We start from the raw sequence: 22,438 nt of genomic DNA on the forward strand, positions 1-22,438 counted from the left end.
GTGGCCGACATTCTCGTTACCCAAGGCGCTGCCGCCCGCGATCTCGGCACGCCCGCCTACGATCCGCGCCTGCATGACGGCGGCTTCGACGGTCTGTCTGACCAGCTGGCCGACAAAGGGTTCATCACGGCGGCGTCCGACGACTTGATCACCTGGGCGCGCACGGGCTCGCTGATGTGGATGACGTTCGGGCTGGCCTGCTGTGCCGTCGAAATGATGCAGGCGTCCATGCCGCGCTACGACCTGGAACGGTTCGGTTTCGCGCCGCGGGCGTCCCCGCGCCAGTCCGACGTCATGATTGTGGCGGGGACCCTCACCAACAAGATGGCGCCGGCGCTGCGCAAGGTCTATGACCAGATGCCGAACCCGCGCTACGTCATCTCGATGGGGTCGTGCGCCAATGGCGGCGGTTACTACCATTATAGCTACAGCGTCGTGCGCGGTTGCGACCGGATCGTGCCGGTTGACGTTTACGTGCCCGGCTGTCCGCCGACCGCCGAAGCGCTTATCTATGGTATCCTGCAGCTGCAGAAGAAGATCCGCCGCGAGGGAAGCATCATCCGATGACCGGCCCTGTGTCCCATCAAGAAGCGTCGGAGACCTGGGCCGACATCCGCGATCATATCGAAATGCATCATGCCGACGATGTTCGCGACATGCAGGAGTCGCATGGCGAGTTGACGCTGATCGTTCGCCGGGCGTCGATCCTGAACATCATCGCCTTTCTGCGCGACGACCCCATCTGCAAGTTCAACCAGCTGATCGACCTGTGCGGCGTCGACTATCCGGCGCGCGCGCGTCGTTTCGACATCGTCTATCACCTGCTCAGCATGGCGCATAACCGACGCATCCGCGTCAAGTGCACGACCGACGAGGACGCGCCCGTCATGTCTGTCGTCTCGCTGTTTCCGAACGCCGACTGGTACGAACGCGAAGCCTTCGACATGTACGGCATCGTCTTCGACCAGCATCCGGACCTGCGCCGGATCCTCACGGATTACGGCTTCGAAGGCTATCCGCTGCGCAAGGACTTCCCGCTGACGGGCTATGTCGAGGTCCGCTACGACGAGGAGCGCAAGGAAGTCGTGTATGAGCCGGTCGTGCTGCAGCAGGAGTATCGGTCGTTCGACTTCCTGAGTCCGTGGGAAGGTGCGAAATACATCTTGCCGGGCGATGAAAAGAGCGAGGCTGCCAACTGATGGCCACTACCGAAGCCTTAGTCACCGACGAACAAGATCGTCGTTTCACCATCAACTTCGGCCCGCAGCACCCGGCCGCGCACGGCGTGTTGCGCCTCGTGCTGGAGCTGGAAGGCGAGGTCGTGGAGCGAGTCGACCCGCATATCGGCTTGCTACACCGCGGCACCGAGAAGCTGATCGAGCACAAGACCTATCTGCAGGCGATCCCCTATTTCGACCGGCTCGACTATGTCGCGCCAATGAACCAGGAGCATGCCTTCTGCCTCGCCATCGAGCGTCTGGCGGGCATCGATGTGCCGCGTCGGGCGTCGTTCATCCGGGTCGTCTATTGCGAGATCGGCCGGATCCTGTCGCATCTGCTCAACATCACGACGCAGGCGCTGGACGTCGGCGCTCTGACCCCGCCGCTGTGGGGGTTCGAGGAGCGCGAAAAGCTGATGGTGTTCTATGAGCGCGCCTGTGGGGCGCGGATGCACTCCAACTATTTCCGCCCCGGCGGCGTGCATCAGGACCTGCCGCCCGCTCTGGTCAACGACATCCTCGTCTGGTGCGAGCAATTCCCGGACCGGTTGCGCGAGATCGAGACGTTGCTGACCGAGAACCGGATCTTCAAGCAGCGCAACGTCGATATCGGTGTCGTGTCCAAGCAGGACTGTTATGATCTGGGCTTCACCGGCGTGATGGTGCGCGGCTCCGGCATCCCTTGGGACCTGCGCCGCAACCAGCCTTACGAGGTCTATAACGAGCTCGATTTTTCCATCCCGCTCGGCAAGAACGGCGACTGCTACGACCGCTATCTCTGCCGCGTCGAGGAGATGTATGAATCCGTGAAGATCATGCAGCAAGCCCTTGAAATGATGCCGGAAGGTCCGGTCATGACGGAAGACAACAAGTGGGTGCCGCCGCGCCGCGCCGAGATGAAACAGTCGATGGAAGCGCTGATCCATCACTTCAAACACTATACGGAAGGCATCAAGGTGCCCGAAGGCGAAATCTATGCCGCCGTTGAGTGTCCGAAGGGCGAGTTCGGCGTCTATCTCGTCTCCGACGGGACAAACCAGCCTTACCGCTGCAAGATCCGCGCGCCGGGTTTCCCGCATCTGGCCGCCATGGACTATCTCAACAAGGGTCACATGCTCGCCGACGTTTCCGCCATTCTGGGTTCGCTCGACATCGTCTTCGGGGAGATCGACCGATGAGCTCGCGCCGCTTCTCGCCCGTCCAGCCGACGGATGTGTATCTGTCTCCTGAAGCGCAGGCCGAAATCCTGGCTTGGACGAAGAAATATCCGACCGGACGGCAGCGGTCGGCGCTGATCCCGGCGCTCTGGATCGCGCAGAAGGATGCGGGCGGCTGGCTCCCGGAAATGATCCTGCGCGAAGTCGGCGACAGGCTCGGCATGGCCTACATCCGGGTTTACGAAGTCGCGACTTTCTATACCATGTTCAACCTGGCCCCGGTTGGGAAGTACCACATCCAGCTCTGCGGGACGACGCCGTGCTGGCTGCGCGGTTCGGACGCGCTGAAAGACGTTCTGGCGCGCCGGGTCGGGCCGCAGAACACGATCGGCGCCGACGGCACTTTCAGCTGGATCGAGGTGGAGTGCCTGGGGGCCTGCGCCAATGCGCCGATGATGCAGGTGTCCGCCGATATCGATGACGATCCTTATTACGAAGACCTGACGCCGGACACGCTCGAAGCCATTCTCGACGACCTGGCCGCGGGGCGCGAGCCTGCGCGCGGACCGCAGATCGACCGCATCAATTCCGCACCGGAAGGCGGTCCGAAGACTTTGAATTCAAAGGATCTCTATGCGGCGGCCCAGAAGCTGTCCCAGCTTCCCCATCAAGACAAGAAGGTGGCGATCAAGCGCCATGCGGACGATCCAAAAGGCGTGCGCGCCACAATCGCCGGCCGCCGCAACAAACCGAAGTCGCCGCCCAAGACCCGTGTCGATCACGAGCGCAGCCCGGCCGGCGAACTGCTCGACAAGGCCAAGGACATGGCCAAGGCCGTGGTGCCCGACAATAGAGGGACGCCTGTCACGGACCGAAAACCGGTCAAGGCCGACGGAAAGCCGACTCCCGATCCAAAAGGCGCCGCTGTCGCCCCGCGCCGCCGGACATCGGGCGCCGTGCCGGAGGTGCTCTACCGCGAAGGCCCGACCGATGGTCAGGCGGACGACCTGAAGAAAATCAAGGGTATCGGCCCGGTTCTTGAACGAGAGCTCAACGAAGGCGGCATCTATTATTACCGTCAGATCGGGGCCTGGAAGGTGGCGGACATCAAGACCGTCGAGCGCGAGGCGCTCGGACGTCATCCGGGGCGCATCAAGCGTGAAGGTTGGGTGAAGCAGGCCAAGGCGCTCGCCAAGAAGGCTGAAACATGACGCAGCTTCTCAAAGACGAAGACCGCATCTTCAAGAATCTCTACGGCACGCAGGACTGGGGCCTGGACGGCGCGCGGCAACGCGGAGCCTGGGAGGGTACGGGCGCGATGCTGGCGCAAGGCCGCGACTGGATCATCGAACAGGTCAAGGCGTCGGGCCTGCGTGGGCGCGGCGGCGCCGGTTTCCCGACCGGCTTGAAATGGTCCTTCATGCCCAAGGAAGTCGGCGAGCGGCCGCACTACCTTGTCGTCAACGCCGACGAATCCGAGCCCGGCACGTGCAAGGACCGCGAAATGATGCGGCACGACCCGCATTTGCTGATCGAAGGATGCTTGGTTGCCTCGTTCGGGATGCAGGCCCATGCGGCCTATATCTACCTGCGCGGTGAATACACGTTCGAACGCAAGCGGCTCCAAGCTGCCGTGGACCAGGCTTACGAGGCCGGTCTGATCGGCAAGAACGCCTGCGGTTCCGGTTGGGACTTCGATGTCTTCGTCCATCACGGCGCCGGCGCCTACATCTGCGGCGAGGAAACGGCCTTGCTCGAAAGCCTCGAAGGCAAGAAGGGCCAGCCGCGCCTCAAGCCGCCATTTCCGGCCAATGCCGGTCTTTACGGTTGCCCGACGACCGTGAACAATGTCGAGTCGATCGCGGTCGTGCCGACGATCCTGCGCAAGGGTGCGGATTGGTTCGCCGGCTTCGGTCGGGAAAATAACAAGGGTACCAAGGTCTTCTCCATCAGCGGGCACGTAAACGCGCCTTGCAACGTTGAAGAAGCCCTATCCATCCCGTTGAAAACATTGATCGACACGCATGCGGGCGGTGTGCGTGGAGGCTGGGATAATCTGAAGGCGATCATTCCGGGCGGTTCCTCCGTGCCGCTGCTGCCCAAGGAAATCTGCGATACGGTCCTGATGGATTTCGATGCATTGCGCGAGCACCAGTCCGGTCTCGGTACGGCGGCCGTGATCGTCATGGACCAGTCCACCGACATCGTGAAAGCGATCGCGCGCCTCTCATACTTCTACAAGCACGAGAGCTGCGGCCAGTGCACGCCGTGCCGCGAAGGCACGGGCTGGATGTGGCGCGTGATGGAACGCATGGTGCGCGGCGAGGCGGAAACGCACGAGATCGACATGCTGCTGGACGTGTCCAAACAGGTCGAAGGGCATACGATCTGCGCCCTCGGCGACGCGGCCGCCTGGCCGGTCCAGGGCCTGATCCGTCACTTCCGCCACGAAATCGAAGAGCGGATCAACCTCTACCGCACGGGTCGTCCCGTGTTCGTGCAGGCGGCGGAGTAAGCCTGTGAACGATTTCGATCCGAACAATTTCAGCCATCAATATTTTCGACGTCTCGACGAAAAGATGGACCGCATGCTTGAGAGTCAAAGCGATTTGAAGAGCCGAATGTCGAACGTTGAAGAACATCTGGGTTTCATCATGACGTCCATAGGTGGGTTGAACAAGCGCATGGACCGCTTTGAAGAGCGCATGGGTCGTATGGAACGCCGCTTGGATCTTCATGACAATGCGGTTGCTGAAACACAATCCTCCTTTGAAGGCCCGAAACGATGAGCGACCTTCGCACCATCAAGATCGACGGCGTCGAGCACGACGTGCCGGCCGAGTATACGCTGATGCAGGCCTGCGAGGAGTTCGGCAACGCCGAGATCCCGCGCTTCTGCTACCATGAGCGCCTGTCCGTCGCGGGCAATTGCCGCATGTGCCTGGTCGAATGGGAAGGCGCGCCGAAGCCTCAGGCGTCCTGCGCTTTGCAGGTCAAGGACTTGCGGCCCAACCGCGACGGCTCGCCGGCGCACATCAAGACCAATTCTCCGCTGGTGAAGAAGGCCCGCGAAGGGGTGATGGAGTTTCTCCTCATCAACCACCCGCTGGATTGCCCGATCTGCGACCAGGGCGGCGAATGCGACCTGCAGGACCAGGCGATGGCCTATGGCCGCGACTTCTCGCGGTTCGAGGAGAACAAGCGCGCCGTGGACGACAAGCATATGGGGCCGCTGGTCAACACGATCATGACGCGCTGCATCCAGTGCACGCGCTGCGTCCGCTTCATCACCGAAGTGGCGGGCGTTCAGGAGATCGGTCTGGTCAATCGCGGCGAGGACGCCGAGATCACGACCTATCTGGAGCAATCGCTGACATCCGAACTGTCCGGCAATGTCATCGACCTCTGCCCGGTCGGTGCGTTGACCTCCAAACCTTATGCCTTCAATGCGCGTCCATGGGAGCTCGACAAGGTCGAAAGCGTCGATGTGATGGACGCGGTCGGGTCGAACATCCGGGTAGATAGCCGCCGCGATGCGGTCCTGCGCATTCTGCCCGTCGTCAACGACGACGTGAACGAGGAATGGATCAGCGACAAGACCCGCTTCGTCTGGGACGGGCTGACGCGCCAACGGCTCGACCGGCCCTTTGTCCGCGAAAACGGCAAACTGCGCCAAGCCGGATGGGACGAAGCGCTCGCCTTGGCCGCCGAAAAGCTGAAGGGCGACCCGGGCCGGATCGCCGCCATCGCCGGCGATTTGTGCGATGCCGAATCCATGTTCGCGCTGAAGGAGCTGATGGGCTCGCTCGGCGTGCAGAACATCGATTGCCGTCAGGACGGTAGCCTCGTCGGCACCGGTTCTCGGGAAAGCTACCTGTTCAACACCACCATCGCCGGGATCGACCGGGCGGATGCGATCCTGCTGGTCGGCGCCAACCCGCGCCTCGAAGCGCCGATCATCAATGCGCGCATCCGCAAGCGCTGGCTGGAAGGCGGGCTCGACGTCGGCATGATCGGCGAAGTGGCGGATCTGACCTACGATTACGATCACGCCGGAGAGACGGCCGCCGATCTCGTCAACTTCAGCCGTGCCAGCACCGGTTTCGCGGCGGCATTGAAGGACGCCGAAAATCCGATGATCGTCGTCGGGCAGGGTGCTCTGGTCGGCGAAGAGGGGCTGGCGCTGCTGTCGGCACTCGGAAACCTGATGTCCGGCCCGAATTTCGCGCGCGAGGACTGGAACCCGTTCAATGTCCTTCACACCGCCGCAGCGCGGGTCGGCGGCCTCGACATGGGCTTCGTTCCGGGTGAGGGCGGCAAGTCCGCTTCGGGCATTCTCGATGCGGCCGAGCGCGGCGACATGGATACGGTCTATCTGCTGGGAGCCGACGAGTTCGACGCATCACGTCTGAAGAACAGCTTCGTGATCTATCAGGGCCATCACGGCGATGCCGGGGCGCATGTCGCCGACATCATCCTGCCCGGCTGTGCCTATACGGAGAAAGACGGGCTTTACGTGAACACCGAAGGCCGCGTCCAGATGGGCATGCGGGCCGTGCCGCCCAAAGGCATGGCCAAGGAAGACTGGGCCATCATCCGGGCCCTGTCCGCCGCCGTGGATCGAGTGCTTCCGTTCGACACCCAGTCGGAGCTGCGCGACCAACTCGTCGAGAAACACCCGACCTTCGGTGCGCTCGGCTACGCACCCGGAGCGGTGGCCTCAACCGCGTTCGACGTTTCCACGCTCGGCAAGGACGGCGCGCTTTCCAGCGAAACGCTGCGCAGCCCCGTTGCGGACTTTTACATGACCAACCCGATTGCACGGGCGTCCAACGTCATGGCGGAATGTTCCGCCCTGCTGGATGGCCCGACCCTGGCGGAGGCTGCGGAATGATCGACTTCGCAGCATTGCCGATCCTGCAGACGGTTATCGCCATCCCGGCAGAGGATCCCGGCTGGGGTTTGTGGGTGTTGATGAAACTGCTGCAAGTGCTTGGTTTCGTTATTGTCTTGGCGCTGCTGGTGGCAGCGCTCGTCCTGGCCGATCGCAAGATCTGGGCGGCCGTGCAGATGCGCCGCGGCCCGAACGTGGTCGGCGCTTTCGGTCTGTTGCAAACCATTGCCGATGCATTGAAGTTCTTCTTCAAGGAGATCATCGTCCCGGCCGGGTCCGACAAGTTCCTGTTCATCCTCGCGCCGTTGATCGCGCTCGTCATGGCGTTTCTCGCCTGGGCGGTGATCCCGGTCGCGCCGGGATGGGTGATTTCCGACATCAATGTCGGGGTTCTCTACGTCCTCGCCATCAGCTCGCTCGGTGTTTACGGCATCATGATCGGGGGATGGGCGTCCAACTCCAAATATCCGTTCATGGGCGCGCTGCGCTCGGCGGCGCAGATGGTGTCCTACGAAGTCTCGATCGGCTTCATCATTCTGACCGTCATCTTCGTGACGGGGTCCATGAACCTGACGGAGATCGTCGACACGCAGGCGGGCGGGTTCTGGAACTGGAACATGTTCCGGTTGAACCCCGCGACGGAGTTCGGTCTGGCCAACTACATCCTGACGCCGGTCCTGTTCTATATGGGCGTGCTGTTCTTCATCAGCGCGCTGGCGGAGACGAACCGTCCGCCCTTCGATCTGCCGGAAGCGGAAAGTGAGCTCGTCGCCGGCTATCAGGTCGAATATTCCTCGACGCCGTTCCTGATGTTCTTCTTCGCCGAATATGTGAACATCATGCTGCTCTCGGCCATGATGGTGATCCTGTTCCTGGGCGGCTGGCACGCGCCGATCGACATCGGGGTGCAATTCCTGCCGGGCGTGTTCTGGTTCTTCCTGAAGACGGCCTTCATCTTCTTCCTGTTCGCCATGGTGAAAGCCATCGTGCCACGTTACCGCTACGACCAGCTGATGCGGCTGGGCTGGAAGGTGTTCCTGCCGACCGCCATCGTCGCCGTGCTGATCGTCTCCGGCGTCGTCGTCCTCACGGGAGCTGCCTGATGGTCCGCGTCAAACAGTTCATTCGCGGCGCCTTGCTGCTGGAATTCGTGAGCGCCTTCGGTCTCGCCATGCGCTATTTCTTCCGCCCCAAGGTGACGATCAACTATCCGTTCGAGAAGGGTCCCTTATCGCCGCGCTTCCGAGGAGAACATGCGCTGCGCCGCTATCCCAGCGGGGAAGAACGCTGCATCGCCTGCAAGCTGTGCGAGGCGATCTGTCCGGCCCAGGCGATCATCATCGAGGCCGAACCGCGGCCCGATGGATCGCGCCGCACGACGCGCTACGACATCGACATGGTCAAGTGCATCTATTGCGGCCTGTGCCAGGAAGCCTGCCCCGTCGACGCCATCGTCGAAGGGCCGAATTACGAGTTCGCGACCGAAACCCGCGAAGAGCTTTACTACGACAAGGACAAGCTGCTCGAAAATGGGGACAGATGGGAAACCGAAATCGCCAAGAACCTAGCCATGGATGCGCCCTACCGCTAAGGGGGCGCGATTCCGCTTCCGGAGGGGCCTGACGGACCTCCATTGCGGACCGAGAGAAGAGAGCCAGACGTGATCGCGGCCATAGCCTTTTACATCCTTGCCAGTGTCGCCGTCGGTGCCGCCTTCATGGTGGTGGCGTCGCGCAACCCCGTGCATTCCGTGATGTTCCTCATCCTGACATTCTTCAGCGCGGCGGGCCTGTTCATCCTCATGGGCGCCGAGTTTCTCGCCCTGTTGCTCATCATGGTCTATGTCGGCGCCGTCGCCGTCCTGTTCCTCTTCGTCGTGATGATGCTCGACGTCGATTTCGTCGAACTGAAGAAGGGCTTCCTCTCCTTCGCGCCGATCGGGGGGATCGTGGCGGCCATCCTGCTGTTGCAGATGATCGCGCTCGGGGCGGCCTATTTCATGGATGGCGGCCGGCCTCTCGTGGCGCCCGATGCGACCATGACGAACCTCGAGGCGTTCGGGGCCGTTCTCTACACGAAATATGCGGGAGCCTTCGAAGCGGCCGGTTTCGTCCTTCTCGTCGCCATGATCGGGGCCATCGTGTTGACCTTGCGCGACCGCGAAGGCGTGCGTCGGCAGAGCGCGGTCGATCAGATGGCGCGGACCCGCGAGGACGGCGTCGAATTGGTGGATATCGAACCGGGGCAGGGACTCGGTTAGCCGGGTTTTGCTGGGAGGGAAGAGATGGTCATCGGGTTGTCCCATTATCTGGTCGTTGCCGCCATGCTGTTCATCATCGGCGTGTTCGGCATCTTCGTGAACCGCAAGAACGTGATCGTCATCCTGATGTGCGTCGAGCTCATCCTGTTGGCGGTGAACATCAATTTCGTGGCGTTTTCGGCCCACATGCCGGTCATGCCCGGCGTCAACCCGATCGACGGGCAGATCTTCGCGCTCTTCATCCTGACGGTCGCAGCCGCCGAAGCGGCCGTCGGTCTCGCCATCCTCGTCGTCTATTTCCGCAATCGCGGCAACATCCAGGTCGAAGACGCCGACCTGATGAAGGGCTGATCTCTTGCTGTATCAGACAATCGTCTTCGCGCCTCTGATCGGGGCCATCATTGCAGGGTTGGCCGGCACGCGTTTCGGCGGTGCCCGCTTGCCCGAAAAGCTCAGCATGGTTCTGACGACGGGCTTGCTGTTCCTGTCCGCCATCCTGTCCTGGGTTGCCTTCATGGGGATCGCATTCGGAGACGCTCCCGATACGACGATCACCCTCATGCGATGGATGGATATTGGCGGCTTGAAAGCCGACTGGGCTCTGAAGATCGATACGCTGACGGCGGTCATGCTCATCGTCGTGACCAGCGTCTCCGCGCTCGTCCACCTCTACAGCTGGGGCTACATGGAGGAGGACCCGTACAAGCCGCGTTTCTTCGCCTATCTCTCGCTCTTCACCTTCGCCATGCTGATGCTGGTGACGGCGGACAATTTCGTCCAGCTCTTCTTCGGCTGGGAAGGGGTGGGCCTCGCCTCCTATCTGCTGATCGGATACTATTACAAGAAGCCGTCCGCCAACGCCGCCGCCATCAAGGCCTTCGTGACCAACCGGGTCGGCGACGTCGGCCTTGCGCTCGGTGTGATGGCGATCTTCCTGGTCTTCGGTTCGGTCGAGTTCGACGTGGTCTTCGCCGCCATCGCCGAGAACAGCGACCGCCGCCTCGACTTTCTGGGCCTGAACCTCAATGCGATGGAACTGATCGCCATGCTCCTTTTCGTCGGGGCGATGGGCAAGTCGGCGCAGTTCGTGCTGCATGTCTGGCTGCCAGACGCGATGGAAGGCCCGACGCCCGTTTCCGCCCTGATCCACGCGGCGACCATGGTGACGGCCGGTGTGTTCTTGGTCTGCCGGGCCTTCCCGATCTACGAGGCCGCTCCGATCACGTCTGGTTTCATCACGGCGCTCGGCGCGTTCACGGCTTTTTTCGCCGCGACGGTCGGGCTGGTGCAGAACGACATCAAGCGGGTCATCGCCTATTCGACCTGTTCCCAGCTTGGCTACATGTTCTTCGCGGCCGGTGTCGGGGCCTACAACGCCGCCATGTTCCACCTCTTCACCCATGCTTTCTTCAAGGCGCTGCTCTTCCTCGGCGCCGGTTCGGTCATCCATGCGCTCCACCATGAACAGGACATGCGCAAGATGGGCGGCATCTGGCGCAAAGTGCCCTGGACCTATGGCGGCATGATCATCGGGACCCTGGCGCTGACCGGCGTCGGCATCCCGTTGCTGGGCTGGGGCTTTGCAGGCTTCTTCTCCAAGGACTTCGTGATCGAGGCCGCCTACGAAGTCGGCGCGGCCGGGGGCAATAACGCCGCCGTCTTCGCCTTCTGGATGGGGATCGTCGCCGCGCTGATGACCAGCTTCTACAGTTGGCGCCTTATCTTCATGACCTTCCACGGCGAGTTCCGCGGCGATCACCACACGCTTGAACATGCTCATGAAAGCCCGTGGTCCATGCGTATCCCGTTGGTCGTTCTCTCGATCGGGGCGGTCTTTGTCGGTGCCGCCTTCTACGAGAGTTTCCGCTACGGCGTGGACGGTTTCTGGCACGGCGCCTTGCCGGGCGGCGATTACGCCATGGCCCCGACGAACCTCTATGCGGCTGCCGAAGGTTATGAGGGGGCAAGCGACGGTCATGGCGACGGGCATCACAAATATCCGACCTGGGTCTATTTCGCCCCGCTCCTCGCGACCTTCATCGGCTTCCTGATTTCGTGGCTGATGTACCGCAACGACGGTGCGCGCCGTCATATCGCGACCGTCCAGGATACAGGCGGATCGCCGATCTACCGCTTCCTGCTGAACAAGTGGTACATCGACGAAATCTACGAGGCGACGATCGTTCGCGGCGCGCGGGCGCTCGGCGACGTCTTCTGGAAGATCATCGATGTCGGCATCATCGACCGCTTCGGCCCGAACGGGATCGCCGGTTTCACATCCGGCGCCTCGCAGCGCCTGTCGCGTTTGCAGTCGGGCAAGCTGTTCCATTATGCCTTCGTGATGCTGATCGGCGTGTCCATCCTGATCGTCATCGGCGTTCGCGGGCTGGGGGGCTAGGCCAGTGTTTTCCAACCTTCCCATCCTCCCGGCACTCGTCGTCATCCCGCTGATCGGCGCGCTGTTCCTGGCCTTCGTGTCCTGGCTGGCGCGCGGCGAAGGGCGTGAGCAGACGGAGCGCAACGCGCCGCGCACCGCGCTGCTGGTCAGCCTGATCGTCCTGCTTCTTTCGATCGTTCTGGTCGTGGACTTCGACGCGTCCAATCCGGGATTCCAGTTCATCGACGAAACGCCCTGGCTGGGCGGCGGCATCGACTTCCGCATGGGCGTGGACGGCATTTCCGTGTTGTTCATCGTGCTGACGGCTTTCCTGACGCCGCTCTGCATCCTGGCGTCGGAGACCTCGATCAAGACGCGCAAGGCCGACTACATGATCGCCTTCCTCTTGCTGGAAAGCCTCATGATCGGCGTATTCTGCGCGCTCGATCTGGTCCTGTTCTATATCTTCTTCGAAGCCGTGCTGATCCCGATGTTCATCATCATCGGCGTCTGGGGCGGGGCGAACCGGGTCTACGCGTCCTACAAGTTCTTCCTCTACACGCTGCTCGGCTCGGTGCTGATGCTGGCGGCCATCCTCTGGCTCTATGGCGCGTCGGCGGACCAGTTCGGCCAAGCCACGACCGACATGCGCGCGCTCAAGGATCTCGACATTCCGGGCGGCATCCAGACCTGGCTGTGGTTGGCGTTCTTCGCCTCGTTTGCCGTCAAGATGCCGATGTGGCCGGTCCACACCTGGTTGCCGGATGCACACGTGCAGGCGCCGACCGCCGGATCCGTCATTCTTGCAGGCATCTTGCTGAAGTTGGGAGGCTACGGTTTTCTGCGGTTCTCGCTGCCCTATTTCCCGGACGCCTCGGTCCAGTTCGCCCCGCTCGTCTTCCTGCTGTCGATCGTGGCGATCATCTACACCTCGCTGGTGGCCTACCGCCAGACCGACATGAAAAAGCTGATCGCCTACAGCTCTGTTGCCCATATGGGCTTTGTGACGATGGGCATCTTCACCTTCAACCTGCAAGGCATACAGGGCGGCATCTTCCAGATGATCAGCCATGGCCTCGTCTCGGGCGCGCTCTTCTTCTGCGTCGGCGTCGTCTATGACCGGATGCACACGCGCGAGATCGCCTTTTATGGCGGGCTGGTGAAGCGCATGCCGGTCTTCGCCGCCTTCTTCCTGCTCTTTACCATGGCCAATGTCGGCCTGCCGGGCACGTCGGGTTTCGTCGGCGAGATCCTGACCATGATCGGCGCCTACCAGGTCAGTCCGTGGATCGCGGCGGGCGCGGCCATCGGCATGATTCTGTCGGCCATGTATGCGCTGCATCTCTACCGCGAGACGGTGTTCGGCGAGCAGGTCAACGAAAAGCTGGACATAATCACGGATGTCACGCTTCGCGAATGGATGATCCTGGCCATATTGGCGGTCTTCACCTTGCTGCTGGGCATCTACCCATCGCTTGTGACGGACGTGACCGAAGCCAGTGTCCTGCAACTCATATCCGACTTCCAGGCGGACACGACCGTGCCCGCCCTTGGTGCGCCCGATCCGGCCGAGGTGAATTAAGATGATGGAAGCCGTGAGACTGATGGCGCCGGAGTTGATCCTCGCCGGCCAGACGATCTTCGTCGTGTTGATCAGCCTGTTCGTCAAAAGCGGAAAACAGGCCGACGTGATGCGCTGGATCGCCATCATCATGCTGGTCGTCTTCGCGCTTAGCGGGTTCCTCCTGGGGCGTCCGGAAGGCACGTCCTTCAACGGCCTGCTGGCCGTGGACGATTTCGGGCATTACTCCAAGCTCGTCATCGGTCTGACCGCCGCTTTGGCGCTGGTCTTCACGCGACCCTACTTCAAAGCCGAAGGGCTGGACCGGTTCGAGTTTTCCGTGTTGATGATCTACGCCGTGCTCGGCATGTCGATCATGGTCAGCGCCAACAATCTGCTGGCTCTCTATATCGGTCTGGAGATGCAGGCTTTGTCGCTCTACATCATGGCCGCTTTCAACCGCGACAGCCTGCGCGCGTCCGAAGCCGGGCTGAAATATTTCGTGCTCGGCGCACTGTCGTCGGGCCTGCTGCTTTACGGGGCGTCGCTGATCTACGGTTTCACCGGGCATCTCGACTTTGGCGGGATCGCCGCTTCCATTGAGGCGAACGGAATGAGTGTCGGCATCGTCGGCGGCATGGTCTTCATGATGTGCGGCTTGGCCTTCAAGATTTCGGCCGCGCCGTTCCACATGTGGACGCCCGATGTCTATGAAGGCTCCCCGACGCCTGTGACGGGGTTCTTTGCCTCTGCACCCAAATTCGCCGCCATGGCGTTGATCGCGCGGCTGCTGTTCGGCCCGCTCGAGGACATTTTCAGCCAATGGCAACAAGTCGTCGCGGCGCTCGCCCTGGTCTCCATGTTCGTGGGCGCCATCGGCGCGCTCAGCCAGCGCAACATCAAGCGGCTCATGGCCTACTCGTCCATCGCCAATATGGGCTACGCCCTCGTTCCACTGGCGGCGGGGACCGTGTTCGGCTTGCGCGGCATGTTGATCTTCATGACGATCTACGTCGTGACGGCGATCGGCGTTTTCGCCGGCATCCTGCAAATGCGCATCCGCAACGGCATGGTGGAGCAGATCTCCGACCTGGCCGGACTGTCGGAGACGAACCGGCCGATGGCCATCGTCATGACGATCTTCTTTTTCTCCCTTGCGGGCATTCCGCCGCTGCTGGGCTTCTTCGGCAAGCTGTTTGCCTTCTGGCCGGCCGTGGATGCCGGTCTGTGGTGGCTCGTCGTGGCAGCCTTGGTGGCGTCGGTCATCGGAGCGTTCTACTATCTGCGCGTCATCAAGACGATCTGGTTCGACGAACCGGCGCAGGAGTTCGTGTCGGCGCCTCGATCGCTGCGATGGATCACGACGGGTTCGGCCATCGCGCTGATCCTGATCATCGCGCTGCCTTTCGTGGCTATCCCGGTGCAGGGTCTGATCGACAGCGCTGCCGCGTCCCTGTTCTAGCCGTTTTGCGATTACTCCACCTCGGAACCGTCGAATCGACCCAGGACGAAGCGCGCACGCTATATGATGAAGGTGAACGCGGCCCGGTCTGGATCCGCGCGGAACGGCAGACCAAGGGCCGCGGCCGCCGCGATAGGAACTGGGTCAGCGAAACCGGCAACCTTTTCGCTACGCTCATACAGCCCGCATCGGAGGACCCGTCGCAATCCGCGCTTTACGGATTCGCCGTCTCGCTGGCGATCGCCCAGACGCTGGACCGGTACAACCCGATCAAGCCCGCCAAGCTGAAATGGCCCAACGACGTGCTCATCGGCGGCAGCAAGATCAGTGGTCTCCTGGTCGAGCGCGAAGCCGAAGCCTTGTTGATCGGTGTCGGCATGAATCTGGTCTCCCATCCATCCGACACGCCCTATCCGGCGACCCATCTGGTCGAACAGATGCAAGGGGGCGATCTAATGAATGCCGAGCCGCTCTTCACGGGGCCTGAGGCGGTGTTGGCCCTCTTGTCCCGCAACGTCGAAAAATCGGTCCGGATGTTCCGCACCCATGGTTTCGATCTGATCCGGCGCGAATGGATGGCGCGTGCCCACAATCCTGGCGGGACCGTGACGGTGAACGACCAGACCGGGCGCTTTACGGGGCTCGGTCCCGATGGCGCATTGTGCCTGACGCGTCCGGATGGCACAGAAGTGCGCGTCCATGCGGGCGACGTTGCGTTCGGATAGGCTTATGCTGCTCGTCATCGATACCGGAAACACCAATACGCTGTTCGCCATTCACGACGGGCAGGATTGGCTCGGCGAATGGCGGATCGCGACCGATGCCGCCCGAACGGCGGACGAATTCGCGGTCTGGTTCTTCCAGCTTCTCGCCATGGCCGATCTCTCCTTTGCCGACATCACGGGCTGCGTCATATCGACGGTCGTTCCGCAATCGCTGTTCAATCAACGCAACCTGGTCCGGCGTCATCTGAAGGTCGAGCCCATCGTCGTCGGCGAGGCCGGAGTCGAACTGGGCATCGGTCTGCGCGTGGACAATCCGGCGTCCGTCGGGGCGGACCGCCTCGTCACCGTTCTGGGTGCTGTGGAAAAATATAGCGGACCGCTCATCATTGTGGATAGTGGCACGGCGACGACGTTCGATGTCGTTTCCGCCGACCGCCATTTTGAAGGCGGCGTGATCTGTCCCGGCATCAACCTGTCCATGCGCGCCTTGCACGAAGCGGCGGCGCAACTGCCGCGCATCGAGATCCGCCGGCCGGAGCGCGTCGTCGGCAGGGATACGGTGCCGGCCATGCAGTCGGGGGTGTTCTGGGGGTATATCGGGCTGATCGACGGATTGGTGGAGCGCATCCGCCGCGAAGACGGCCGCGACTTCACCATTATCGGAACCGGAGGCGTGGCGAGCCTTTTCGAAGGGGCGAGTGAAACCATTCAGCATTTCGATCCGGGTCTTACGATCCGCGGTCTGCTGGAAATCTGGAAGTTGAACAAAACGCATGGATAAGAACGAATCGGAATTTCTGTTCCTGCCTCTGGGAGGGTCAGGCGAAATCGGCATGAACCTGAACCTGTTCGGCTATGGTCGTCCCAGTGACCGTCAATGGGTGATCGTCGATCTCGGCGTGACGTTCGGCAATGCCGAAACGCCCGGCATCGACATCATCATGCCCGACACGGCCTTCATCGAGGAACGGCGGGAGTCCCTGCTGGGCATCGTTCTGACGCACGCGCATGAAGACCATATGGGCGCATTGGCCCGGCTCTGGCCGCGCCTGCGCTGTCCGGTCTATGCCACGCCGTTCACCATGTGGCTGGTCAAGGACCGGTTGGCGGAAGCGGGATTGCTGGACGAGGTCGAGTTGATCGAGATCCCGCTGCAAGGCGGCTTCGACCTCGGACCGTTCCGCTTCGATCTGATCACGCTGACCCATTCCATTCCGGAGCCCAATGCGCTCGCCATCCGCACGGATCTCGGCACGGTACTGCATACGGGCGACTGGAAGATCGATCCCGATCCACAGATCGGCGAAGGCGTGGACGAAGCGGCGCTCAAGGCCCTGGGCGATGAAGGCGTTCTGGCCATGATCTGCGACAGCACGAATGTCTTTTCGCCCGGCGAAAGCGGCTCCGAAGAGGGCGTCCGGCAAGAGCTGACGCAGCTGATCGGCGAACATGACGGCAAGGGAATCGCCGTGGCGACGTTCGCGTCCAACGTCGCGCGGCTGCAGTCGGTCATGTATGCGGCCAAGGAGAACAACCGGTCCGTCTGCCTGATCGGCCGGTCCATGAAACGCATGACGGCGGCGGCGAAGGCGGTCGGCCTTCTGTCCGATGTCGGCCATATCCTGTCCGAGGACGAAGCGGCCGCCATGCCGGCGGGTCATGTCCTCTACCTTTGCACCGGCAGCCAGGGCGAGCCGCGCGCCGCCCTGTCACGCATCGCCGAAGGCTCGCATCGCAGCGTCAAGTTCAAACGCGGCGATCTGGTCGTCTTCAGCTCCAAGATCATTCCCGGCAATGAACGCGGCATCTTCGCCTTGCAGAATGCGCTCGCCGATGACGGCGTCGAAATCGTCACCGAAAAGGACCGGCCGATCCATGTGTCGGGCCATCCCAACCGCGACGAACTCAAGCGCATGTATGAATGGGTCCGGCCGCGCATCGCCATACCCGTCCACGGCGAGCGGCGTCACCTGCTCGAACATGCCCGTTTCGCCAAGACGGTCGGTGCCGACAAGTCCATGCCGGGCCGCAACGGGGAAATGATCCGAATTGCGCCCAAAGGTCCGAAAGTCGTCGACATCGTGCCGTCCGGCCGCCTGTTCGAAGACGGCGGACAGATCGTGTCGGCGTCGGATGACGGCTTGAGGTTGCGCCGCAAGATGGCTTTTGCCGGTCATGTCGGGGTCAGCCTCGTCGTCAACGAAAAAGGCCGGCTGGTCAGCGGACCCGAAGCCCGCATCGCCGGTTTCCCGGAAGGGCGCGACGGCGAAATCATGGACGAACTGATCGACGCCGTGGCGGATGCGGCCGAGGACGCTTTCAGGGAGCTTCCCATGCGCGGCCGCAAGGACGAGGACACGATCGAGGACAAGGTCCGTGGCCGGGTCAGACGCATCCTGCGCGACATGACGGGCAAGCGGTCCATCGTCGAAGTCCATGCCCACATCGTGAAGAAGGCGGCCTGACATGATCGGGCCGCTCAACCATGTCGGCATCGCCGTTCCGGACATTCGCGAAGCGATGACATTCTACCGCGAGACCTTGGGTGCGACCGACATAACGCAACCCAAGCCCCTGCCGCAGCAAGGGGTGAGCTTCGCCTTCATCAACTTGCCGGCCGGACAGATCGAACTGATCGAGCCTTATGGCGAAGCCTCGCCCATCGCGAAGTTTCTCGAACGCAACCCCAAAGGCGGACAGCATCATGTCTGTTTCGAGGTCGATGACATCCACGCCGCGAGAGACCGGATGGTGGAACGCGGCATGCGCGTGCTGAACGAGCCGCGCATCGGCGCGCACGGCACACCCGTCATCTTCCTGCATCCCGGCGATAGTGGCGGCGTGCTGATAGAACTGATGGAGTCCCCGAAGGCGGGCCATTAAGGCAAGTCCATGAACTGGTTCACGGGTCTTGCCACCTTTCTCATCCTCTGGTGGCTATCGCTATTCATCGTCCTGCCGATCGGCGTCCGCGGGCAGGCGGAGGACGATTCGGTCGAGCTTGGCACCGAACCGGGTGCGCCCATCCAATCCAACATGTGGAAAAAAGCGCTCTGGGCGACCTTGCTCGCCATTCTCTTTTTCGGATTGGTCTGGATTGTCGTGACGGGCGGTTGGCTGTCGTGGGAAATGCTGGGCGATCTGATGGGGCTCTAGGAATGGCAGAATGGGTCAAGCCCTTCCTTGCCGCGCCGGGATCACGTCGCTAAGCGCGCTTCATGCGACTCTCACGCTATTTCCTGCCTCTGCTCAAAGAGACCCCGTCGGATGCGACCGTGATCAGCCACCAGCTGATGCTGCGCGCCGGCATGATCCGGCAGAACAGCGCCGGCATCTACACATGGCTGCCCCTGGGTTACAAGGTTCTCAAGAAGATCGAACAGATCGTCCGCGAGGAGCAGAACCGGGCCGGGGCCATCGAAATGCTCATGCCGACGATCCAGTCGGCGGACCTCTGGAAACAGTCCGGCCGCTATGATGCCTACGGTCCGGAAATGCTGCGGATCAAGGACCGGCATGACCGCGACATGCTGTTCGGCCCGACCAATGAGGAAATGCTGACCGACGTCTTCAGCAGTTTCGTGCGGTCCTACAAGGATCTGCCGAAAATGCTCTATCACATCCAATGGAAGTTCCGGGACGAACGCCGCCCACGCTTCGGCGTCATGCGCGGCCGCGAATTCCTGATGAAGGATGCGTATAGTTTCGACCAGACCCCGGAAGAGGCACGCAAGAGCTACAACAGGATGTTCGTGGCCTATCTCAACACGTTCGAACGCATGGGGCTGAAAGCCATACCCGTGCGCGCGGATACGGGGCCGATCGGCGGGGATCTCAGCCATGAGTTCGTGATCCTGGCCGAAAGCGGCGAAAGCGCGGTCTTTGCGCATAAGGACCTGGTCCAGATGGGCGCGCCGGGCTTGGATATCGACTTCGATTCAGACCTGCAGCCCGTCGTGGACGAACGGACGGCGCTCTATTCCGCTGCCGACGACATGCATGATCCCGAGGTTTTCGCAGCCTTGCCCGAAGACAAGCGGGTGGAAGCCCGCGGGATCGAGGTCGGTCACATCTTCTATTTCGGGACCAAATATTCCGAGCCGTTCGACGCCACGGTCATGGGACCGGACGGCAAGCCCGGACTCGTCGAAATGGGCAGCTACGGGATCGGCGTTTCACGCCTGGTCGGTGGCATCATCGAAGCCAGCCACGACGATGACGGCATCGTCTGGCCCGAAGCCGTCGCGCCGTTCAAGGTGGGCATCGTCAACATGCGGGCAGGGGACGAGGCTTGCGACGCGGCCTGTTCGGACTTCTACGAGAAGGCCGTCCAAGCCGGGCTCGACCCGCTTTATGACGACACGTCGGACCGTGGCGGGGTCAAGTTTTCGCGCATGGATCTGATCGGCCTGCCTTGGCAGGTCATCATCGGGCCGCGCGGTCTGAAGACTGGCGAGGTCGAGGTGAAGGCCCGCAAGACGGGCGAACGTGAAAACCTGTCTCCCGATGCGGCTCTGGCGAAGCTGGCGGGCTGAACCTTGGCGGAACCGGGTCAGAATGCACCCTTCGGCGGTGTCGAACGCAAGATCGCGATGCGCTATCTTCGCGCGAAGAAGAGCCAGGGCGGCGTCGGCTTCATCGCCGTGATCAGCTTCCTGTGCATCATGCTGGCCATCGCCGCGATGATCATCATCATGTCAATCATGAACGGGTTCCGGTCGGACGTTATCCGCCTGACCATCGGCAGCGAAGGCCACGTCTTCGTGCAGCCGATCGAGCCGGATGTCACGATCGAACAGATCGACGATCTGGAAAGCCGGATGCAAGCCATCCCCGGCGTGGAAAACGCCTTCCATTTCACCCAGCATTTCACGGCCGTCCAGGCGAATGGAGAGATGAGCGTCGCCCAGGTGATCGGCATCGCCAAGAACGACCTCATGTCGTTCGACCTGATCGCCGACGGCGTCATACAGGGAAGCCTGGAAACGCTGGGCGAGGGCGCTGGTAACGAGCAGGCCATCGCCATTGGCTCTGCCATGGCCACGAGTCTGGGCGTGCAAGCCGGGGACCGCTTGCTCGTCTATTCGCCGCGGATGCGACAGACGATTTCGGGACCGGTTCCGGTCAGCAAGACCTACACGATCGGCGCAATATTCGACGTCGGCCTGTTCGTGACGAACCAGACCTACATCTACATGGACATCGAACAGTCGACGCTTCTGTTCGAGGGCGGGCAGCTCATGGGCGATATCCAACTCAGGCTGGAAGACCCCGACGAGATCGACGGCATCGCGCCGCTCGTCTTGGAACGGGCCGGTCGTCCGGTGCGGATGCTGACGTGGAGAGACCGCAACCAGGGTACGGCCAGCGCACTCCGGATCGAGCAGGTTGCCATGCGCCTCATCTTCATGATCGTCGTCGTCATCGCGGCATTTCCCGTGCTCGCTTCGATGATCATGCTGGTGAAGAACAAGTCGCGCGATATCGCCATTCTTCGGACGATCGGTACGCCGCGCGGCGGGATCTTGCGGATATTCCTGATGAGCGGGGCCACCGTCGGCATCATTGGGACCCTGGCCGGACTGGTGCTCGGCATACTGTTCTGCCTGAACCTGTATCCGATACAGCTTTTCCTCGAACGGCTCTTCAATGTGGAGCTGTTTCCAGCGTCCGCCTATCAGCTCGCAGACCGGATCCCCGTCAAGATCGTCTGGTCGGAAGTTGCGTCGGTGGCGCTGTGGGGTTTCCTGATCTCCGCGCTCGCCGTTTTCTGGCCGGCCTGGCAGGCGTCCAAGATCGATCCCGTCGAGGCGTTGCGCTATGACTAGGCCCGTTCTGTCCGTCCGCAATCTGCACCGGGCCTACAAGTCCGGCGCAGGAATGCTCAAGGTTCTCGCCGGCGCCGACATCGATATCTTTCCCGGCGAAATGGTCGGCCTGATCGGTCCGTCCGGGTCCGGCAAATCGACATTGCTCCATGCCGCCGGATTGCTCGAAAAGCCGAATGCGGGTGAAGTCTTCATCAATGGCCGGGAGTGTCTGAAGCTACCCGATGACCAACGCACCGCCATTCGTCGCGAACGGATCGGCATGGTCTATCAATTCCATCACCTGCAGAAGGAATTCACAGCCGAGGAAAATGCGATGATCCCTCAAATGATTGCAGGCAAAAGCTCGCGTCGGTCGCGGGACGAGGCGCGGCGGCTGCTGACGGCCATGGGGCTGGGCGAACGGTTGACCCATCGCCCCAGCCAGATGTCGGGCGGCGAACAGCAGCGCGTGGCAATTGCCCGGGCGCTCGCCAACAAGCCGCAGATTCTGCTCGCCGACGAACCGACCGGCAATCTCGACCCGGCCACGAGCGCGACCGTTTTCGATCAGCTCTATCAACTCACCCGGCAGGAGGGCGTGGCCGCGCTCGTGGCGACACACAATATGCAGCTGGCCAGTTACATGGACCGGCTGCTGACCGTGCGCGAAGGCATGGTGGTGCCGTTCAAACCCGCGCCCGCTTCCTATTGAGCTAAAGGCTGTCTGGCTGGAAGGTCTTTGCCGCAGGAACACGCTCTGGACTTTGTATGAGCGCGCAGCAGCTCGTCGGTCCGGGCCGAGACAATGTTCCGATTTCCCCTCTCCATAAGCGGTCGGTTCGTCTGCATGCGACAGGCAAGAAATTGCACTTGGAAAGGCAGCTTGACTCCGGAACAAAGCATGAACATAAGCGCGGCACATTTCGGAATGGCCGAAAGAGGGGATAAGTATGTTGAAGCAGTTCGCGCAGG

General features: G+C 61.9%; 22 protein-coding genes. All 22 read left to right on the plus strand.

The window, feature by feature from the left end; translation table 11 throughout:
* Window positions 1-567 carry an NADH-quinone oxidoreductase subunit B gene (locus tag Q0718_RS01190; protein ID WP_298912240.1) on the plus strand — a complete coding sequence of 189 codons (567 nt, stop codon included), beginning with the start codon at window positions 1-3 and terminating at the stop codon, window positions 565-567.
* Window positions 564-1,199: an NADH-quinone oxidoreductase subunit C gene (locus Q0718_RS01195; protein WP_366523772.1), complete on the plus strand. Its 636-nt coding sequence runs from the start codon at window positions 564-566 to the stop codon at window positions 1,197-1,199. Before Q0718_RS01190 ends, Q0718_RS01195 begins: the two co-directional genes overlap by 4 nt.
* The gene (locus Q0718_RS01200; RefSeq protein ID WP_298912246.1) at window positions 1,199-2,398 is read left to right on the plus strand and encodes an NADH-quinone oxidoreductase subunit D; all 1,200 of its coding nucleotides are present in this window, start codon (window positions 1,199-1,201) and stop codon (window positions 2,396-2,398) included. Before Q0718_RS01195 ends, Q0718_RS01200 begins: the two co-directional genes overlap by 1 nt.
* Window positions 2,395-3,588, plus strand: a complete 1,194-nt coding sequence (nuoE, locus tag Q0718_RS01205) for an NADH-quinone oxidoreductase subunit NuoE (protein WP_298912248.1) — start codon at window positions 2,395-2,397, stop codon at window positions 3,586-3,588. The genes Q0718_RS01200 and nuoE overlap by 4 nt, the downstream gene beginning before the upstream one ends.
* A complete protein-coding gene (gene nuoF / locus Q0718_RS01210; protein ID WP_298912250.1) occupies window positions 3,585-4,892 on the plus strand; it encodes an NADH-quinone oxidoreductase subunit NuoF in 1,308 nt (435 codons plus the stop codon). The genes nuoE and nuoF overlap by 4 nt, the downstream gene beginning before the upstream one ends.
* A 4-nt stretch (window positions 4,893-4,896) precedes the next feature.
* On the plus strand, window positions 4,897-5,166 hold the full coding sequence (locus Q0718_RS01215; RefSeq protein ID WP_298912252.1) for a hypothetical protein: 270 nt from the start codon (window positions 4,897-4,899) through the stop codon (window positions 5,164-5,166).
* Complete coding sequence (gene nuoG / locus Q0718_RS01220) at window positions 5,163-7,271, plus strand: NADH-quinone oxidoreductase subunit NuoG (RefSeq protein WP_298912255.1); 2,109 nt, start codon at window positions 5,163-5,165, stop codon at window positions 7,269-7,271. Before Q0718_RS01215 ends, nuoG begins: the two co-directional genes overlap by 4 nt.
* 80 nt (window positions 7,272-7,351) lie before the next feature.
* A complete protein-coding gene (gene nuoH, locus Q0718_RS01225; protein WP_366523795.1) occupies window positions 7,352-8,374 on the plus strand; it encodes an NADH-quinone oxidoreductase subunit NuoH in 1,023 nt (340 codons plus the stop codon).
* The gene (gene nuoI / locus Q0718_RS01230; RefSeq protein WP_298912263.1) at window positions 8,374-8,862 is read left to right on the plus strand and encodes an NADH-quinone oxidoreductase subunit NuoI; all 489 of its coding nucleotides are present in this window, start codon (window positions 8,374-8,376) and stop codon (window positions 8,860-8,862) included. Before nuoH ends, nuoI begins: the two co-directional genes overlap by 1 nt.
* Before the next feature lie 69 nt (window positions 8,863-8,931).
* Complete coding sequence (locus tag Q0718_RS01235) at window positions 8,932-9,531, plus strand: NADH-quinone oxidoreductase subunit J (protein ID WP_298912266.1); 600 nt, start codon at window positions 8,932-8,934, stop codon at window positions 9,529-9,531.
* A 24-nt stretch (window positions 9,532-9,555) separates the two neighbouring features.
* Window positions 9,556-9,882 carry an NADH-quinone oxidoreductase subunit NuoK gene (gene nuoK, locus Q0718_RS01240; RefSeq protein WP_298912269.1) on the plus strand — a complete coding sequence of 109 codons (327 nt, stop codon included), beginning with the start codon at window positions 9,556-9,558 and terminating at the stop codon, window positions 9,880-9,882.
* 7 nt (window positions 9,883-9,889) lie between these two features.
* Entirely contained in the window at window positions 9,890-11,929 is a 2,040-nt protein-coding gene (gene nuoL, locus Q0718_RS01245) for an NADH-quinone oxidoreductase subunit L (RefSeq protein WP_366523796.1), read from the plus strand.
* 4 nt (window positions 11,930-11,933) lie between these two features.
* Window positions 11,934-13,490 carry an NADH-quinone oxidoreductase subunit M gene (locus tag Q0718_RS01250; RefSeq protein WP_298912273.1) on the plus strand — a complete coding sequence of 519 codons (1,557 nt, stop codon included), beginning with the start codon at window positions 11,934-11,936 and terminating at the stop codon, window positions 13,488-13,490.
* A gap of 1 nt (window position 13,491) precedes the next feature.
* Complete coding sequence (gene nuoN, locus Q0718_RS01255) at window positions 13,492-14,931, plus strand: NADH-quinone oxidoreductase subunit NuoN (protein WP_366523773.1); 1,440 nt, start codon at window positions 13,492-13,494, stop codon at window positions 14,929-14,931.
* Between the two features lie 5 nt (window positions 14,932-14,936).
* Window positions 14,937-15,656, plus strand: a complete 720-nt coding sequence (locus Q0718_RS01260) for a biotin--[acetyl-CoA-carboxylase] ligase (RefSeq protein WP_298912276.1) — start codon at window positions 14,937-14,939, stop codon at window positions 15,654-15,656.
* Window positions 15,657-15,660: 4 nt separating this feature from the next.
* On the plus strand, window positions 15,661-16,437 hold the full coding sequence (locus Q0718_RS01265) for a type III pantothenate kinase (RefSeq protein ID WP_298912279.1): 777 nt from the start codon (window positions 15,661-15,663) through the stop codon (window positions 16,435-16,437).
* Window positions 16,430-18,121, plus strand: a complete 1,692-nt coding sequence (locus Q0718_RS01270) for a ribonuclease J (RefSeq protein ID WP_298912283.1) — start codon at window positions 16,430-16,432, stop codon at window positions 18,119-18,121. Before Q0718_RS01265 ends, Q0718_RS01270 begins: the two co-directional genes overlap by 8 nt.
* Before the next feature lies 1 nt (window position 18,122).
* Window positions 18,123-18,539, plus strand: coding sequence for a methylmalonyl-CoA epimerase (gene mce, locus Q0718_RS01275; protein WP_298912286.1), 417 nt, complete (start codon window positions 18,123-18,125; stop codon window positions 18,537-18,539).
* Window positions 18,540-18,548: 9 nt separating this feature from the next.
* The gene (locus Q0718_RS01280; protein WP_298912289.1) at window positions 18,549-18,812 is read left to right on the plus strand and encodes a DUF1467 family protein; all 264 of its coding nucleotides are present in this window, start codon (window positions 18,549-18,551) and stop codon (window positions 18,810-18,812) included.
* Between the two features lie 62 nt (window positions 18,813-18,874).
* Window positions 18,875-20,191 carry a proline--tRNA ligase gene (proS, locus tag Q0718_RS01285; protein ID WP_298912292.1) on the plus strand — a complete coding sequence of 439 codons (1,317 nt, stop codon included), beginning with the start codon at window positions 18,875-18,877 and terminating at the stop codon, window positions 20,189-20,191.
* Between the two features lie 3 nt (window positions 20,192-20,194).
* Window positions 20,195-21,484, plus strand: a complete 1,290-nt coding sequence (locus tag Q0718_RS01290) for an FtsX-like permease family protein (protein ID WP_298912295.1) — start codon at window positions 20,195-20,197, stop codon at window positions 21,482-21,484.
* On the plus strand, window positions 21,477-22,178 hold the full coding sequence (locus tag Q0718_RS01295; RefSeq protein WP_298912299.1) for an ABC transporter ATP-binding protein: 702 nt from the start codon (window positions 21,477-21,479) through the stop codon (window positions 22,176-22,178). The genes Q0718_RS01290 and Q0718_RS01295 overlap by 8 nt, the downstream gene beginning before the upstream one ends.
* Window positions 22,179-22,438: the final 260 nt, after the last annotated feature.

Source organism: uncultured Algimonas sp. (assembly GCF_947498175.1).
In the GTDB taxonomy this organism is placed as follows: Bacteria; Pseudomonadota; Alphaproteobacteria; order Caulobacterales; family Maricaulaceae; genus Litorimonas.